The sequence below is a fragment of the Candidatus Aminicenantes bacterium genome (genome assembly GCA_026393855.1).
In the GTDB taxonomy this organism is placed as follows: Bacteria; Acidobacteriota; Aminicenantia; order Aminicenantales; family UBA4085; genus UBA4085.
Genome location: JAPKZJ010000009.1, coordinates 40254 through 54503 on the forward strand (window position 1 = coordinate 40254; position 14250 = coordinate 54503).

The window sequence follows — 14250 nt, forward strand, 5'->3', positions numbered from 1 at the left end:
AAATTCTAGAATCGTTGCGGAGATCTCATGAGTCTGATGACGATGGCCGTCATTCTGCTGGGCGCGTCGGCCCTGTCTTTTCCGCTGGGCCGTTGGATGGCGGTCGTCTTCGAATCGCCCTCCCCCGAGGCGGCCGGGACCGGCCTGCGGGCTCGGATTCTGCGCGCGGTCGGCGGCCGGGCCGTCGACGAGGATCAGTCGGCCGGCCGCTACATCCGGTCGCTTCTGGTTTTCAACGCCGTTCTCTTTGTCCTGGTCGTCCTGATCCTGTCCTTGCAAGCCGTCCTGCCGGGGAACCCCGACCATAAAGGCCGGTTGTCTTTTCACCTCATCTTCCACATCGCCTCTTCTTTCGTCACCAACACCAACCTGCAACATTATTCCGGCGAGGCCACATTGAGCCCGGCGGCCCAGATCTACGGCCTGATGGTCCTCCAGTTCCTCTCGGCCGCGACCGGCTTGGCCGCCTTGGCTGCCCTGGCCCGCGGCTTGTCCGGCCGCGTCAAGGTCGGCAACTTCCTTCGCGACGTCGTTTCGGCCGCGCTCTTCGTCTTGCTCCCGCTGTCGCTTGTAGGCGGAGCCGTTCTCGTTCTGGGCGGCGTGCCGATGACTTGGGGCGGCGCCGTGACGGCTCGGACGCTGGAAGGGGGGATCCAGACGATCTCCCGCGGCCCCGTGGCCGCCTTCGAGGCCATCAAGCAAATCGGCTCCAACGGCGGCGGATATTTCGGTCCCAACTCCGCCCATCCCTTTGAAAACCCGACCGGGCTGACCAACCTCATCGAAATGCTGGCCATGCTGATCCTTCCGATGGCCTGCGTCTGGATGTTCGGCCGGATGACCCGGCGGCGCCGCCATGCCGCCGTCGTCTTCGGGGTTATGGCCGTCCTGATCTTAGTGAACGTCACCCTCTGCTTGGGGCTGGAGATGCGCCCTTCCCCGGTGTTCCGCGTTCCCGCGGCCGCGCCGGCGAGCCTGAATTGGGAGGGCCAGGAGCTGCGTTTCGGATCCGGGGCGGGGCCGTTTTGGTCCGCCCTGACGGCTTCCCTGGGCAACGGATCGGTCAACGGCATGCTGGACAGCCATCATCCCGCCACGGTCCTCATTCTCCTCGTCGGGATGTGGACGAACGTCGCCTTCGGCGGGGTCGGAGTCGGCTTCATCAACATGTTCCTCTATATCGTCATCGGGGTCTTCATCTGCGGTCTGATGGTCGGGCGGACGCCGGAGTATATGTCGCGCAAGATTGAAACTCCGGAAATGAAGCTGGCCCTGTTCGGACTCCTCGTGCATCCGATCTTGATCCTGGGCGGGACGGTCTTATTCACGGCCATCCCCAGGCTGGCCGGGTTCTCGCCTCCCCTGGGCGCTCACGGCTTCAGCCGGATCCTCTACGAGTTCACTTCGGCCTCGGCTAATAACGGTTCCGGCCTGGAGGGCTTGGCCGACGGCACCGCGGCCTGGAATCTGGCCAGCGCTGCGGTCATGATGATCGGGCGCTATCTGCCGATCGTCCTGCCGCTCCTTATCGGCGGCCGGCTCGCCGCCAAGGCTCCCACGCCCGAGACCGCGGGCTCGTTCCGCATCGATACGCCGCTGTTCGGTTTCATCCTATTGGGGACGGTCCTCCTGGTGGGGGCTCTGCTGTTCATGCCTGTCGCCGTCCTCGGTCCGGTGACGGAGATTCTGGCCGGCCCGGGACGATGAGGGAAAGATGAGAGCCGCCGCCGGACCGATCATCAAGCGGAATCCCCGCAAGGAGATCCGAGCCAAGGCCGCGGCCCGGCTGTTCGATCCCGCCCAAACAAGGGCTGCGGCCGGCGAGGCCTTCCGGATGCTGGCGCCCCGGCGCATGGCCCGCAACCCGGTCATGTTCGTAACCGAGATGGGGGCCTTCGTCTCCACTGTGGCGCTTTTCGATCGTTCCACTGGCCGGGCGGACGGATTCGCTTACACCCTGGCCGTCGTTTCCGTCCTCTGGCTGACGGTCCTGTTCGCCAACTTCGCCGAGGCCCTGGCCGAAGCCCGCGGACGGGCCCAGGCCGAGGGGTTGCGCAAGACCCGCCAGTCGACTCAAGCCCGCCGCCGGACCGCGTCCGGCGAGGAGTCCGTTCTCTCCGAGTCCCTTCGCCGCGGCGACCTCGTGATCGTACGGGCGGGAGAGATCATCCCCGGCGACGGCGAGGTCGTGGAGGGGATCGCCACCGTGGACGAGTCGGCGATCACGGGCGAATCCGCTCCCGTCGTCCGCGAAGCCGGAACGGACCGCTCGGGCGTCACCGGGGGGACACGCGTCCTCTCGGACGGCATCGTCGTCCGCATTACGGCCGGGGCGGGCGAATCCTTTCTCGACCGGATGATCGCCCTGGTCGAGGGCGCATCCCGCCAGAAGACGCCCAACGAGCTGGCCTTGACCGTGACCCTGGCCGGATTGACGCTGGCCTTCCTTCTGGTGACCGGCGCCTTGGGCCCGATCGGTCGGGCTTTCGGCGTCCGGATTCCCGTCCCGACGCTCGTCGCCCTGCTGGTCTGCCTTATTCCAACCACGATCGGCGCCCTCCTGGCGGCTATCGGTCTGGCCGGCATGGACAGGGCCTTGGCGGCCAACGTGGTGGCCAAGAGCGGCAAGGCCGTCGAGCTGGCCGGCGATATCGACACTCTCCTGTTGGACAAGACAGGGACGATCACCGTCGGCGACCGCCAGGCGGTGGAGTTCTTCCCCTTGGCCGGCGTCGCCAAGGCCGAGCTGGCGGAGGCGGCCGTCATCGCCTCGTTCGGCGACCCCACGCCCGAGGGCCGATCCATCGTCCGCCTGGGCGAGCTGACGCTCGGCGCTTCGATGCCCCGCCCGCCGGCTGATGCCTTGCTCATTCCTTTCAGCGCTGAAACAAGGCTTTCCGGCCTGGACGCGTTGGACGGTCGGTCCTTCCGCAAGGGCGCGGCCGACGCCATCGAGTCCGATATCCGCCGCCGCGGCGGTCCGATTCCCCCCGCCCTGCGGGAGGCCGTCGCTGTCGTGGCCCGCGGCGGCCGGACGCCGATCGTCGTATCGGCTGGGCCGCGGGCTCTAGGAGTCGTCTCGCTGTCGGACGTCCTCAAGCCCGGCATCCGCGACCGCTTTGTCCGCCTGCGGGCCATGGGCCTGCGGGTCATCATGGTCACCGGCGACAATCCGCTGACGGCCGCCGCCATCGCCGCCGAAGCGGGGGTGGACGGTTACTTGGCCGAGGCCAAGCCCGAGGACAAGCTGGACTTCATCCGGCGCGAACAGAAGGCCGGCCGCTTGGTCTCGATGATGGGCGATGGGACCAATGACGCCCCCGCCCTGGCCCAGGCCGACATCGGAGTGGCCATGAACTCGGGCACCCAGGCGGCCAAGGAAGCCGGGAACATGGTCGACCTGGACAACGATCCGACCAAGCTGATCGAGGTCATCGAGATCGGCAAGCAGCTTCTCATCACCCGGGGGGCGATGACGACGTTTTCGGTGGCCAACGATGTGGCCAAGTATTTCGCCATCATCCCGGCCATTTTCCGCTTGGCCGTGCCGCGCCTGGGTATTCTCAACATCATGGGCCTGGCCACACCCCAGAGCGCCGTGTTGTCGGCGCTGATCTTCAATGCCCTGATCATTCCCGCCCTCATTCCCTTGGCCCTGCGGGGCGTCCGATACAGGCCGCGCGGCGGCGAAGCCCTGTTGCGGCGCAATCTCCTCGTCTATGGATTGGGCGGTCTTATAGCGCCTTTTCTGGGCATTAAGCTGATCGATTGGATGATGGGCTGGGCAGGGCTTTTTTGAGGCGAATCATGATTAAAAGAAAAGGTTCATCTCCCGGCTCCGGGATACGCGGCCGGGGATCACCGTCGGGGGCAACGATGCTATGCGCCGTGATCGGAATTCCTATAATCCTTGATCCGAACGCTATCGACGGCGCATTGATCGGCCCGGCCAATCCGCTCGGCGCCTCAGCGCTTCGCAGTCCTCGTCGGGGCGTCGCCTCGAAAGTCCCCGCGAGGGCGGAACTCCGCATTCGAGATTTTCCGGTCATGGAGCCCCCCCATTTTGTTTCAGATCCGTTAGATTGTCGCGTGCTCAAACAGCCCTCGGCGCCTGGCATAAGCCAGGTTCCCTCAGAGAACTATGGAAAAAGGCGCCGGCCTTGCAATTTCGCCGTTGGCCGATATCCCCTTCCGCGTTGTTATCACGGAGTTGGGAGATGATCCAAAAAAAAGGGGCCGAATGGATTCGGGAGACGGCGGCTTCGCTGCGGATCGCCGCCGTCTCGTTGGTGGTCCTGGGCGGGATTTACCCCGTGCTCCTCGGCGGTCTGGGGAAGGCGGTGGTCCCTTCCGCCGCCGCCGGATGGCTGGTGCGCGATGCGGCCGGAGCCGTCGTCGGCAGCGCATTGATGGCCCAGAAGTTCAGCCGGCCGGAATACTTTTGGCCGCGGCCCTCGGCCGTCGACTTCAACGCTTCGGCGGCTGGTGGGAGCAACCTCCCGCCCGGAAGCCCGGATTTGGCGGCCCGGGTGAAGGCGCGGATCGCGGAGCTTGGTGGGACAACCGCGAATCCCGTCCCGGTCGACCTCCTGGCCGCTTCCGGCAGCGGGCTTGATCCCCACATCACCCTGGCCGGCGCGGAATTCCAGATCGATCGCGTGGCGGCGGCTCGCCGTCTCGAACCCGCCATCCTCCGGGATTGGCTGCGGGCCTGGTCCCGCGCCCGGCGCGAGGGCCGCGGCCAGGCCCCGTTGGTCAATGTCCTGGGCTTGAATAGAACTTTGGACGAGCGCTTCGGCCGTCCGCCCGTTGCGGCGGCCCCGGCGCGGAAGGAGGCACGATGATCGGAAATCGAGCCGACAGCTTTTTACGCCTGATCCGGAGATCGCAGCGGGGGAAGCTCAAGATCTACCTCGGCTATTGCGCCGGCGTGGGTAAGACCTTCCAGATGCTGCAGGACGGCCACCGCCTGGCGGCCGAAGGAATCGACGTCGTCATCGGCTACGTCGAGCCCCACGGCCGGGCCGAGACGCAGGCCTTGACCGCCGGCCTGGAGGCCGTGCCCCGGCGCAAAACTCCCTATCGGGGCATTGATCTTGAGGAGATGGACCTGGACGCGGTTCTGGCCCGGCGGCCCGCCGTCGTCCTGGTGGACGAGCTGGCCCATACCAACGTCCCCGGAGGCCGCAACGAGAAGCGATTCCAGGACGTCGAGGAGATTCTGGCCGCCGGCATCCATGTCGTCTCCACCCTCAACATCCAGCATCTGGAAAGCCTCTATAACATGGTCGAGGGGGCGGTGGGGGTCAAAGTCCGGGAGCGGGTGCCCGATAAGATCGTCCTCGACGCCGATCAGATCGTCAATGTCGACGTGACGACCGAGGATCTGCTCAAGCGGTTGGGCGAAGGCAAGATCTATCCGCGCGAGCGGATCTCCTCGGCCCTGGCCTCCTTCTTCCGGGCCGAAAACCTGGAGCAACTGCGTGAGCTGACCCTGCGCGAGCTGGCCTCCCAGATCGACGTCCGGCGCCGCGATCCCGGCCACGAGGAATCACGATCCGGATTGGATCAGGTCCTGGTCTGCCTGGGATCGAGGGGGCCGAACAGCGAGGCGCTGCTGCGATACGGCTCTCGCCTGGCCGGGCGTTTGAACCGCAATTGGTACGCGCTCTACGTCCAGACGCCCAACGAGAACCCCGAGCTGATCGACGCCCAGACCCAGCGGATCCTTTCCAATACTCTGGCCCTCGCCCGGCGCTTGGGGGCGACTGTATTTACGTACAAAGGGGAGAACGTCGTCGAGACCATCCTCCGCTTCGCCCGGGAATACCGGATCGGCCACATCGTCATCGGCCGGCCACGCCCGGTCTCCCGGATGAAACGGCTGATCGGCCGCCGCGACGTCGCCGAATGCCTGATCCGGCAAGCGCGGGGCTTGACGGTGGTCGTCGCCGACAACCGCGTCGAGGCGATCGGAACGGTCGGCGAGGGGGCGGCGCCCTTGGTGCGCGAAGCGATGGAAGACAGCCGCCCGGCTTCGAAGTCGGCCTTCGAGCAGGCGTCGATCCGGGCCGTGATCTGGCGGGAGCCGATGGCCAAGGAGGAAGCTTACCGCAAGCTCCTGCACCAGGCTCTGGCCGGAAGTCCCGGCATCGATGAGGCCAGAGTCTGGGACATCTTGCGTTCGCGGGAAGCCCAGGGGTCCACTTATTTGGCCGAGGACCTGGCTTTGCCGCACGCCAGGATCGAGGGATTGGACGAGCCGATTCTGGGCGTGGCTTCGGCCGCGAAAGGGATCCACGAACCCGAGACCGGCCGCGTCGTCAGGATCGTCTTCCTGCTTCTCTCTCCGGTCCAGCCAAGTGATTGCCATGTCCGGCTCCTGGCCGAACTGGGGTCGATGGCCCGCGACGACGCTTTCATGCAGGGGTTGGCGGCGGCGCCGAACCCGCGCGAGATCGTCGATCGGGTTCGGGCCACCCTTCTAGGCGCCTAGCGCCGCGCTTCGGCCGGGGTCCGGATCTTCTCCAGGATCGTGATCTTGACGAAGTCCTTGGTCTCCTGAACGCGGATCTTGGGCGCCTTAAGAGTGAAGCCGCCGGTCCAGATCTGAGCGTCCACATAGACGTCCTTGCCCTCCTTGCCGGCGCTGGTCAGCTTGTACCCCTTGCCCCCGAATTTTCTTTCGGCGTCCACCCACTTGACATAGTAGAGTTGGTCCTGGACGATTGGGGTTTTGGCGCCGCTGAATAGAACGTCCTGGACCTTGACGGCTTCAATGCCGTCGGGAAAGATGTGGACCAGGCCGAGGTCGTAGACGGGGCCCGGCGCCAAGGGGTTGAGGTACTCTCCCGCCGGCTTGAAGTCGACGATGAAGGCCCGCCCCTTGCGGCGCTGGACCCGACACCAGGCTTCGTCCCGCTTGGCGATCACGTCGCCGTGTTTCTTGCGCAGCTCGGCCAGCGGATAGCGATCCTTCAACCCTTCGCCGGCCGCGGCGAGGTCTTCGTCCGAAAGGCCGAGCCTGGTCAGCAGATCGCCGGCCAAGAGCTTCTGGCTCTGAAAGAAGCCAACCTGCCAACCCGGAAAGAGCCGCGACAGCAGAAGCGCCTGGAAGCTGCCGTACTGGTAGCATTTCGTCTTGGCTTCCATGGATTTGCCGCGTGCTTCGATCAGAGCCTTGATCTCCTTGTCGAAGTAGGCGCCGGCGTTCGCGAAGCCGGCGAACCATGGGTCGTCCGCCTTCCCGACGAGGGGTTTGTAGCCGCCCTCTTTCATCAGCTCCAGCGTCCGAGTGGTCGAATAGACGGCCGTGCCCTCTATCAAGTCGTCCTCGGATTCCTGGTTGGCCTCGAGCGCGGTCATGGAGGCGGCTCGTTTCAGCCGCCGGGCGGCCAGGAAGTCGGCAGCCCGGGCCCTGACCTCGGCCGGTTCCGGGGCGAGCCAAGCCTTCTCCAGGGCCAGCCCTTCGATCTCGGAGTAGACGGCATAGTCCGCGTCGGTGTTCGTCTGCAGGTTGCCGAAGCGGTAGCGGTAAACATTGTGTTGGAAGCAGTGGAAGAGCTCGTGGATATTGATCAGAATCTGATTCTCGCTGTCCCTGGGGTTAACGGCCGGGCTCTCTTCCGTTTTGCCGGTCGGCTCGGCGGCCGGGGGGAGCGCGCTCATGTGCAAGCGGACGGTGTTGACCATCCTTTCGCTGCCCATTATCAGGGGGCCCCCGCCCCCGAGAATCGGCGGCCTGAGGTCGAGCGGGATTTCTTGCCGGCGGTCCAGGTAAACCTTTTTGCCTTGCACTTCGAGCCCCGGGACGACCTCGAATCCCTGCATCGGGCTGGGATGGCCGACCAGCAGGCGGACGCCGTTGGCGTATTCGAACAGAAAGGGGACGTCGCGGTAGCCTGTCCAGCCCGGCCAAACCCGGGCCGCGTATTGGTCGAGGATGTTCCAGGTCTCCTCCAACCGCTTGAGCTCGACCCTGAGGTATTCGGGCAGGTCCGGAGCGGGGGGAGCGGCTGAAGCGGCCAGGCCGGCCAGCCCGAGCAGAGCGGCAAGGACGATGATCAGGCGCGGGGGTCTCATGGCCTCCTCCTCATTGCCCCAGCCACTCGTCGCGGTTTGCCGCCTTGACAAAAGCCGGCGGGACATCGTAGATCCCGGCCGGCGGCGCGGCCGTTTCGATCTTGGTCATTACGTTCTCCCAAACCGTCCGCCCGGCGATGGGCGGTTCCTGGGTGACGATGGAACGGATCGGTAGGCGGTCGCGGAGCGCGGAGGTTTTCCCGTAGACGCGGGCCAGGGTTCCGTCGAGCCCGGGCGCGATGAGTCTCTGGAAATATTTGCGGGCGTCGATCGGGACGTCCTTGGCCAACCAGATCTCCCGCGTCTCTTCGGCGTACTCGGCGACTCCGGTCAGGAGGGCTTTGACGCAGGTCCGGCCGTCGATGACCTTGTCCTCGCCCGTCATTTTCCCCGTCCAGATATACGAGGGCGCATAGCTCCAGCCGAGCTCTTGGACGCGGAGGGGGCCCTTGTCTTCGGCTTCCGGAACGACCGGGGCGCCGAGCATTTCCTCCAGGTATTTCATCGTCCGGACGTTGAGCACCCAGCGCTTGCCCAAGTCGTAGCGGTCGATCGTCGTGACAGCGCCGGCTCGGGCATAAACTTTGTCCGCGCCGATCCAGATTTCGCTCGTCTGGGGCGGGTAGGTCCGGCCCATATAGCTGCGGCGCGATTCCGCCAGGATATGGTCGTCGGCCGAAGCCGGAACGGCCAGGGCGGCTGTCCCGAGCCCTAAAAGAACCGCCGCGGCGATTATTTTCTTTATACCCATCCTCCAAATCCGGAAATCCTATTGTCAAACGTCGGCGGCCGGACGAATCGAAACGCGGCCGCCCGGCGGAGCGGCGGGAGTGGATCTATTTTCCATTTAAAAAATTCAGGACGGCCGTATTAAAGGCTTCGGGCTGCTCCAACGGAATGAGATGACCGGATTTGAGAATGATCTCCCGCCGCGCGTCGGGAATGCCGAATTCGATGACCCCGGCGTGCGCGTGAACATCCGGGATGTCGTATTCGCCGACCAGCACCAAGGCCGGGACCTTGATCTCCGAAAGAAACTTGGCGGCGGGTCTATCGGCCGGTTTGTAGAACTCGCCCTTGGGCTGATGGATGTTGGCCTCCATCAATTTCACGAATATTTCCTTGGCCTTGGTGTTTTCGGCATAGATTTCGTAGGGATCCTCCCGGCCGAAATACCGGATCATCTTGTGCGGATCGGACAGCTCCGCTCGCGATTTCATATGGCCCCCGCGAGTCATCATGTGAGAGGAATATTTGTAGCCGTAAACGACGGCTCCGACCAGGACCAAGGCCGATACTTTTTCGGGGTGCTTCAAGGTGAAATCCAGGGCCAGCGCACCGCCGGAGGACATGCCGAATAGGGTCGCCCGATCGATCTTTAATTGAGTGAATAGCCGATTGAGGTCCTCGATGTCCGAGTAGGGAGCTTGCGGGTCGGACGATTTGCCGTAGGCGCGGCGATCGTACCTGACGACTCTGTAATTCTTGGCCAGGACGGGGAATTGCGCGTCCCAGACTTCCCGGTCGACCATCCCGTCATGCAATAGAACGATGTTTTGGCCTTCACCGGCTTGCTCATAAAACAGCCGCCCGCCCTCGACGTTGACGTACCCGGAAGCGACTTCAAGGGCCGAGGCTTCATCCCAGGGCCGTGAAAATGACTGGGCGGCCATCAAAGCCAGAACGCATAAAGCGACCGTGAGTCTTCTCATTTGTGTTTTCTCCAAGCTGGTTTCGCAGTGAATTCCCCGGGCCGGGCGCTTCGATAGTCCGTTGCCTCCGCCCGCCCGATATGTGTTCATCCGCTCCTCCAGTTATAACGTCCTCACCAGGGCGAAAGCTTACAATGGCCCGTTCGAATCGGCTGCCGGCAAAGGAGAAGGTGCCCACTGAAATCAGCCGAAGCCGTCTGCGGTCCCCGGCCGATTCCCCGTTTCCGTCAGGCGGACAAGCGCTCCGCCGCCCGCTTCTTGCCCCGGAAATAGAAATAGAACGGCAAGCCGAGGAGGCAGGCCCCGCACGCGGCCAAGGCCTGGACGGGCTTCTCCAGCAGGGTGGCGCCGACGAAGAAGAGCGACATCAGGATGAACAGGATCGGGGTCAGCGGGTAGCCTAGGGTCCGGTAGGGCCGGTCGGCCGTGGGCCGCGTCCGGCGCAGCTTCATGATCCCGATGCCCGTCAGCAGCATGAAGATGCCGTCCATAAAAACGAGGTAGGTGATGATGTTGGCGAACGTGCCCCAGACGAGCAGGAGCACGACCGCCCAAGCCGACTGCAGGACGATGGCGTTGGCCGGGGTCTTGAAGCGCGGATGGACCCGGGCGAAAGCGGGAAAGAACAGCCCGTCGTCGGCCAGGGCGTAGAAGATCCGCGGCACGGAGTAGGTGTTGATGCCGACCGTGCCCAGGGCGGAGAGAGAGATCATGATCGCAATCAGGATCGCCCCGAAGGGGAGCACGGTCTGCAGGGCATCGGCGGCCACACCCGAGGAGCCGGCAATGCGGCCCACGGGCAGAAGGAACAGATAGCCCAGGTTGGCCAGCCAGTAGACAAGCCCCACCACGATGGCCCCTAAAATCATGGCCCGCGGCACGGTACGGCGCGGGTTGCGCGCCTCACCCGCCAGGTAGGAGGCGTGCTGCCAGCCGCCGACGGAGAAGTAGACGCCGACGAAGGCTAGGCCGAAGGCGCCCGCCCAGCCGATGCCGGGGTCGGTCGTGGAGACGGAATGGAAATTGAGGCGGATTCCCGTCCGGGCCGGCGATCCCATAAACAGCCCGACCCCGATAATCAGGGCCAGCCCGCCCAGCTTGAGCCCGCTGAAGATCTTGGCCGCCAGGTCGGAGAACTTCGTCCCGACCACGTTGACCGCGGCCATGACCGCGATCGCGGCGGCGCCCAGGACAAGCGTCCCTGTCGGGGAGAGGCGCACGATGAAAGCCGTGTATTTGGCGAAGGTCAGGCTCAAGGCGGCGATGCCCGAGCCGTTGATGACGACGAACGTGACCCAGGCGTAAAGGAAGGCGACGAGCGGTCCGAAGATCTCCTTGAGGTAGGCATACTGGCCGCCGGCCTTGGGCAGCATGGCCCCCAGCTCGGCGAAGGTCAGCGAGCCGGTCAGGGCGTGGAGGAGCCCCAGCCCCCAGACGAGGAGGATGAGAAGCGGCGAGGAGAGATAGCCGGCCACGAGCGATGGGCTCAAGAAGATGCCGGAGCCGATGCAGGCCCCGATGGCGACCATGGTCAATCCATACAGGGAGAGATTGCCTTCCAATTTGCTCATGGCTGGACCTCGTAGATGCGGAGGATCTTATGCGGGTTGGGATTCGGCCCCGCGGGTTCGATCTCGACCAGGACGAGGAGCCGACCGCTGCGGGCGACCGAGTGGACGTGCGCCTCGGCTTGGACCTCGGCCACGACCTCGAATCCCGACGGCGTCTCCTTATAAACGACGAACTTCTGGTCGCCCGGCTCGGGCCCGCCCACGCCAAGCACGACGAAGGGAGGCCAGGCCCGGACGCCCAGAGAGTAGAGCCTGGGCTCGTCCCAATCGAAACGGGACCGAAGCCGCGGCCGCGACAAATCGCCGGCCGCGAGCACCCAGAGGCCGCCCCAGTAGGCGGCGGCGTAAATCGAGCCCTCCCGGACGTCCAGATCGACGATGTTCCCCGGATAGGGCGAAAGCCAACGGGCCAGCGGGGCGATCCGGAACGGGCGACTCAAGTCGACGATGTCGAGCCGGGTCGGCGCCCCGTCGTTAGCGGGCGTGCGGGCGAGCAGGACGACTCCGTCATCCGTCACTGCGAAACCGGGGTCGACCAGATTGGCGGGGTAGAGGCCCGCGGGCTTGGGAGGATTGCGGGTCAGGTCGTAGACGTACGCTCCGCCGGGATAGTAGTTGTAGCTTCCGGCCTGGACGAAAAGCAGGCTCCCCCGGACCTCCATTTGCTCGACCGCGGGGGAGGAGTCGAAGCGGGCGAGGATTCGGGGCCGGCCGGAGGCGTCGATCTCTAGGACGGCGATCTGAGCCCGGTCGGGGAGGGCGACGTAGACGCGGGATCCTTTGGCCGCGACGGCGCCCGCTTGGCCGCCGAGCTCGAACGACGAGAGCCGGAACAGCAGCCGGGGCGCTCCCGGATCGGCGAGGTCGTAGGCCGCGAGCCCCGGATATCCGTTGGGGACGTACATCCGGGTCCCCTCGAAAGCCGTCTGGGCTTCCGACCCCCAGGCCCAGGCCGGCTCGCGGATCGTCGCCAGCGGGGTCCAGGCGAATCCGGCGGCGCGGCCGGGCTGGGGAGGGACCGGCGCGGCCGCGGCGAGCGCCAGGGCGGCGGCCAGGATGGCGGCGGGTCCGCGAAGGGGCGCTGTGTTCATCGGAATGGCTTGGCGTCCGGTTCAGTCTATCACAGACAAGCGGCGTTCCGCAGGAGCCGGCGCCGGGTCTTTCCCTGGCGAAGTTCCTCCTATTCCTATCAACAAATGGTGGTATAATAAAAGGGTCATCCCAAAGCCAAGGAGAAACCGCATGAAGGGAAACGCCCAACTCATCGCTACGCTGAACGCCCTGTTGGCCGACGAGCTGACCGCCGTCAGTCAGTACATGGTCCACTCCGAGATGTGCGCCAACTGGGGCTACCAAAAGCTCCATAAGCATTTCGAGAAGCGGGCCGTCGACGAAATGAAGCACGCCGAATCGCTGATCGGCCGCATCCTGTTCCTGGATGGGATGCCCGTCGTCTCCAAGCTCAACCCGATCCACATCGGGGCCGAGATCCCCAAGATGCTCCTTTCCGACCACGAGGCCGAGATGGGCGCCATCAAGAGCTACAACAAGGGGATCGAGCTGGCCGGCAAGGTCGCCGACTTTGCCACCCGCGAGCTGCTGGAGAGGATCCTCAAGGACGAGGATGCCCACATCGACGGCATCGAGGAGCTGCAGGACCAGATCGGCCACATGACCCTGCCGATCTTCCTGACTACCCAGGTCTGACTTAACCGACCGGCTCGACGACGACGGCCGTGCCGTAGCAGAGCACCTCGCTGACGCCCTGCATGACTTCGGTGGCGTCGTAGCGGATGCCGATCACGGCGTTGGCCCCCCGCTCTTGGGCGTGGGCGACCATCATCTCGAAAGCCTCCTCGCGGGTCTGTTCGCAGAGGTCGGTGAAGAGGGTGATGTTGCCGCCGACGATCGTCTGCAGCGAGGCCCCGATGGTGCCGAAGAGCGAGCGCGAGCGGACGGTGATGCCGCGCACGATCCCCAGCGACCTGACGATCTTGAAGCCGTCGATGGTGAAGGCGGTCGTGGTCAGGGCCTGGATGGCGGCCGGCCGGCGTGCGGCGGCCTTCTCCTCGGCCGACAGCTTGTCGTAGCACTCGTTGCAGACGCCGGGAGCCTGGAAATAATAGATCGACGGAAAGTCTTTGCCGCAGCGCAGGCATTTCATTATTCTCTCCTTCCTTGCAAAATGGGGTATAAGCCCGAATCATCCTCATTTTCATCTGAAAATGAGGACAGGATACGTACATCCCTATTTATCAGGACGAATGAATTGGGGACTTGCGTATACTGTACCCCGATTATTTGGCTTTGAAACCGGGTGTGCGGCCGGTCGCGATTAGGTCGCCCAGCTCGGCGATCCGGCGGGTCCGCGTCTCGGGACGCTTGGCGCTGGCCACCCAATAGGACAGCATCTTCTTCTTGGAGGCGGACAGGGCTTCGAATTTCTCCCTCAGCTCCGGCCGGGATGAAATGGCGGCGAGCACGTGGCCGGGCGGTCCGCCGCCGCGGCCGATCCGCTCGATGTCGTTGAGTTTGTTCCAGGATTTGTTCTTTTTCGCGATCCGGACGGCGGCCAGCCCGGACTCGGCCATGCGGCCCTCGGCCAGGAGCGTCTTGATCCTGGCCTTGTTGGAGGCGGACCAGATGCTCTGCGGCTTGCGAGGCGTCCACCGCTGCATGTAGCGCTCGGTGTCCAGACGGTTCACTGTCGAGTCAATCCAGCCGTGGCAGAGCGCTTCGTCCAGCGCCTCTTTATAGGTGACCGATTTCTTGCCGACGCTCTTTTTGTAATAGGCCAGCCAGATTTCCTTTTCCCGGTTATGGTTCTTCTCGAGCCAGGCCCGCCAAGCGGCCGCAGTTCGGAACAGGCGCGACTTCATGGACCG

General features: G+C 64.7%; 12 protein-coding genes. 5 read left to right on the forward strand and 7 right to left on the reverse strand.

Annotated elements, in window-relative coordinates; translation table 11 throughout:
- Nucleotides 1-27: 27 nt before the first annotated feature.
- The 4 genes from kdpA to NTZ26_01040 all read left to right on the forward strand — a co-directional run bounded on the left by kdpA (nt 28) and on the right by NTZ26_01040 (nt 6496).
- Nucleotides 28-1707 carry a potassium-transporting ATPase subunit KdpA gene (gene kdpA / locus NTZ26_01025; protein ID MCX6559071.1) on the forward strand — a complete coding sequence of 560 codons (1680 nt, stop codon included), beginning with the start codon at nt 28-30 and terminating at the stop codon, nt 1705-1707.
- A 7-nt stretch (nt 1708-1714) separates the two neighbouring features.
- Nucleotides 1715-3799 carry a potassium-transporting ATPase subunit KdpB gene (gene kdpB, locus NTZ26_01030; GenBank protein MCX6559072.1) on the forward strand — a complete coding sequence of 695 codons (2085 nt, stop codon included), beginning with the start codon at nt 1715-1717 and terminating at the stop codon, nt 3797-3799.
- Between the two features lie 418 nt (nt 3800-4217).
- Nucleotides 4218-4844 (forward strand): potassium-transporting ATPase subunit C, encoded by a 627-nt coding sequence (locus NTZ26_01035; protein MCX6559073.1) that lies wholly within the window; start codon nt 4218-4220, stop codon nt 4842-4844.
- Nucleotides 4841-6496, forward strand: coding sequence for a PTS sugar transporter subunit IIA (locus tag NTZ26_01040; protein ID MCX6559074.1), 1656 nt, complete (start codon nt 4841-4843; stop codon nt 6494-6496). The genes NTZ26_01035 and NTZ26_01040 overlap by 4 nt, the downstream gene beginning before the upstream one ends.
- Here the strand turns inward: NTZ26_01040 and NTZ26_01045 are convergent.
- The 5 genes from NTZ26_01045 to NTZ26_01065 all read right to left on the reverse strand — a co-directional run bounded on the left by NTZ26_01045 (nt 6493) and on the right by NTZ26_01065 (nt 12456).
- Entirely contained in the window at nt 6493-8082 is a 1590-nt protein-coding gene (locus NTZ26_01045) for a hypothetical protein (protein MCX6559075.1), read from the reverse strand. The two genes, NTZ26_01040 and NTZ26_01045, sit on opposite strands and share 4 nt — an antisense overlap.
- A gap of 10 nt (nt 8083-8092) precedes the next feature.
- Complete coding sequence (locus tag NTZ26_01050; protein ID MCX6559076.1) at nt 8093-8833, reverse strand: hypothetical protein; 741 nt, start codon at nt 8831-8833, stop codon at nt 8093-8095.
- Nucleotides 8834-8918: 85 nt separating this feature from the next.
- Nucleotides 8919-9794: an alpha/beta hydrolase gene (locus NTZ26_01055; GenBank protein ID MCX6559077.1), complete on the reverse strand. Its 876-nt coding sequence runs from the start codon at nt 9792-9794 to the stop codon at nt 8919-8921.
- 227 nt (nt 9795-10021) lie between these two features.
- On the reverse strand, nt 10022-11365 hold the full coding sequence (locus tag NTZ26_01060) for an amino acid permease (protein ID MCX6559078.1): 1344 nt from the start codon (nt 11363-11365) through the stop codon (nt 10022-10024).
- Nucleotides 11362-12456, reverse strand: coding sequence for a hypothetical protein (locus NTZ26_01065; GenBank protein ID MCX6559079.1), 1095 nt, complete (start codon nt 12454-12456; stop codon nt 11362-11364). The genes NTZ26_01060 and NTZ26_01065 overlap by 4 nt, the downstream gene beginning before the upstream one ends.
- Before the next feature lie 151 nt (nt 12457-12607).
- Here NTZ26_01065 and bfr point away from each other — a divergent pair, with 151 nt between their 5' ends.
- The gene (bfr, locus tag NTZ26_01070) at nt 12608-13072 is read left to right on the forward strand and encodes a bacterioferritin (GenBank protein ID MCX6559080.1); all 465 of its coding nucleotides are present in this window, start codon (nt 12608-12610) and stop codon (nt 13070-13072) included.
- Between the two features lies 1 nt (nt 13073).
- Here the strand turns inward: bfr and NTZ26_01075 are convergent, their stop codons facing one another.
- Both NTZ26_01075 and NTZ26_01080 read right to left on the reverse strand, forming a co-directional pair.
- The gene (locus NTZ26_01075; GenBank protein ID MCX6559081.1) at nt 13074-13394 is read right to left on the reverse strand and encodes a YbjQ family protein; all 321 of its coding nucleotides are present in this window, start codon (nt 13392-13394) and stop codon (nt 13074-13076) included.
- Between the two features lie 268 nt (nt 13395-13662).
- Nucleotides 13663-14244, reverse strand: a complete 582-nt coding sequence (locus NTZ26_01080; GenBank protein MCX6559082.1) for a YdeI/OmpD-associated family protein — start codon at nt 14242-14244, stop codon at nt 13663-13665.
- Nucleotides 14245-14250 lie beyond the last annotated feature (6 nt).

Bases quoted from the DNA above. Each gene is read 5' to 3' on its own strand.
- NTZ26_01040 (MCX6559074.1), top strand. From the start codon at position 4,841: ATGATCGGAAATCGAGCCGACAGCTTTTTACGCCTGATCCGGAGATCG.
- NTZ26_01055 (MCX6559077.1), bottom strand. From the start codon at position 9,794: ATGAGAAGACTCACGGTCGCTTTATGCGTTCTGGCTTTGATGGCCGCC.
- NTZ26_01035 (MCX6559073.1), top strand. From the start codon at position 4,218: ATGATCCAAAAAAAAGGGGCCGAATGGATTCGGGAGACGGCGGCTTCG.
- bfr (MCX6559080.1), top strand. From the start codon at position 12,608: ATGAAGGGAAACGCCCAACTCATCGCTACGCTGAACGCCCTGTTGGCC.
- kdpB (MCX6559072.1), top strand. From the start codon at position 1,715: ATGAGAGCCGCCGCCGGACCGATCATCAAGCGGAATCCCCGCAAGGAG.
- NTZ26_01045 (MCX6559075.1), bottom strand. From the start codon at position 8,082: ATGAGACCCCCGCGCCTGATCATCGTCCTTGCCGCTCTGCTCGGGCTG.
- NTZ26_01065 (MCX6559079.1), bottom strand. From the start codon at position 12,456: ATGAACACAGCGCCCCTTCGCGGACCCGCCGCCATCCTGGCCGCCGCC.
- NTZ26_01060 (MCX6559078.1), bottom strand. From the start codon at position 11,365: ATGAGCAAATTGGAAGGCAATCTCTCCCTGTATGGATTGACCATGGTC.
- kdpA (MCX6559071.1), top strand. From the start codon at position 28: ATGAGTCTGATGACGATGGCCGTCATTCTGCTGGGCGCGTCGGCCCTG.
- NTZ26_01050 (MCX6559076.1), bottom strand. From the start codon at position 8,833: ATGGGTATAAAGAAAATAATCGCCGCGGCGGTTCTTTTAGGGCTCGGG.
- NTZ26_01080 (MCX6559082.1), bottom strand. From the start codon at position 14,244: ATGAAGTCGCGCCTGTTCCGAACTGCGGCCGCTTGGCGGGCCTGGCTC.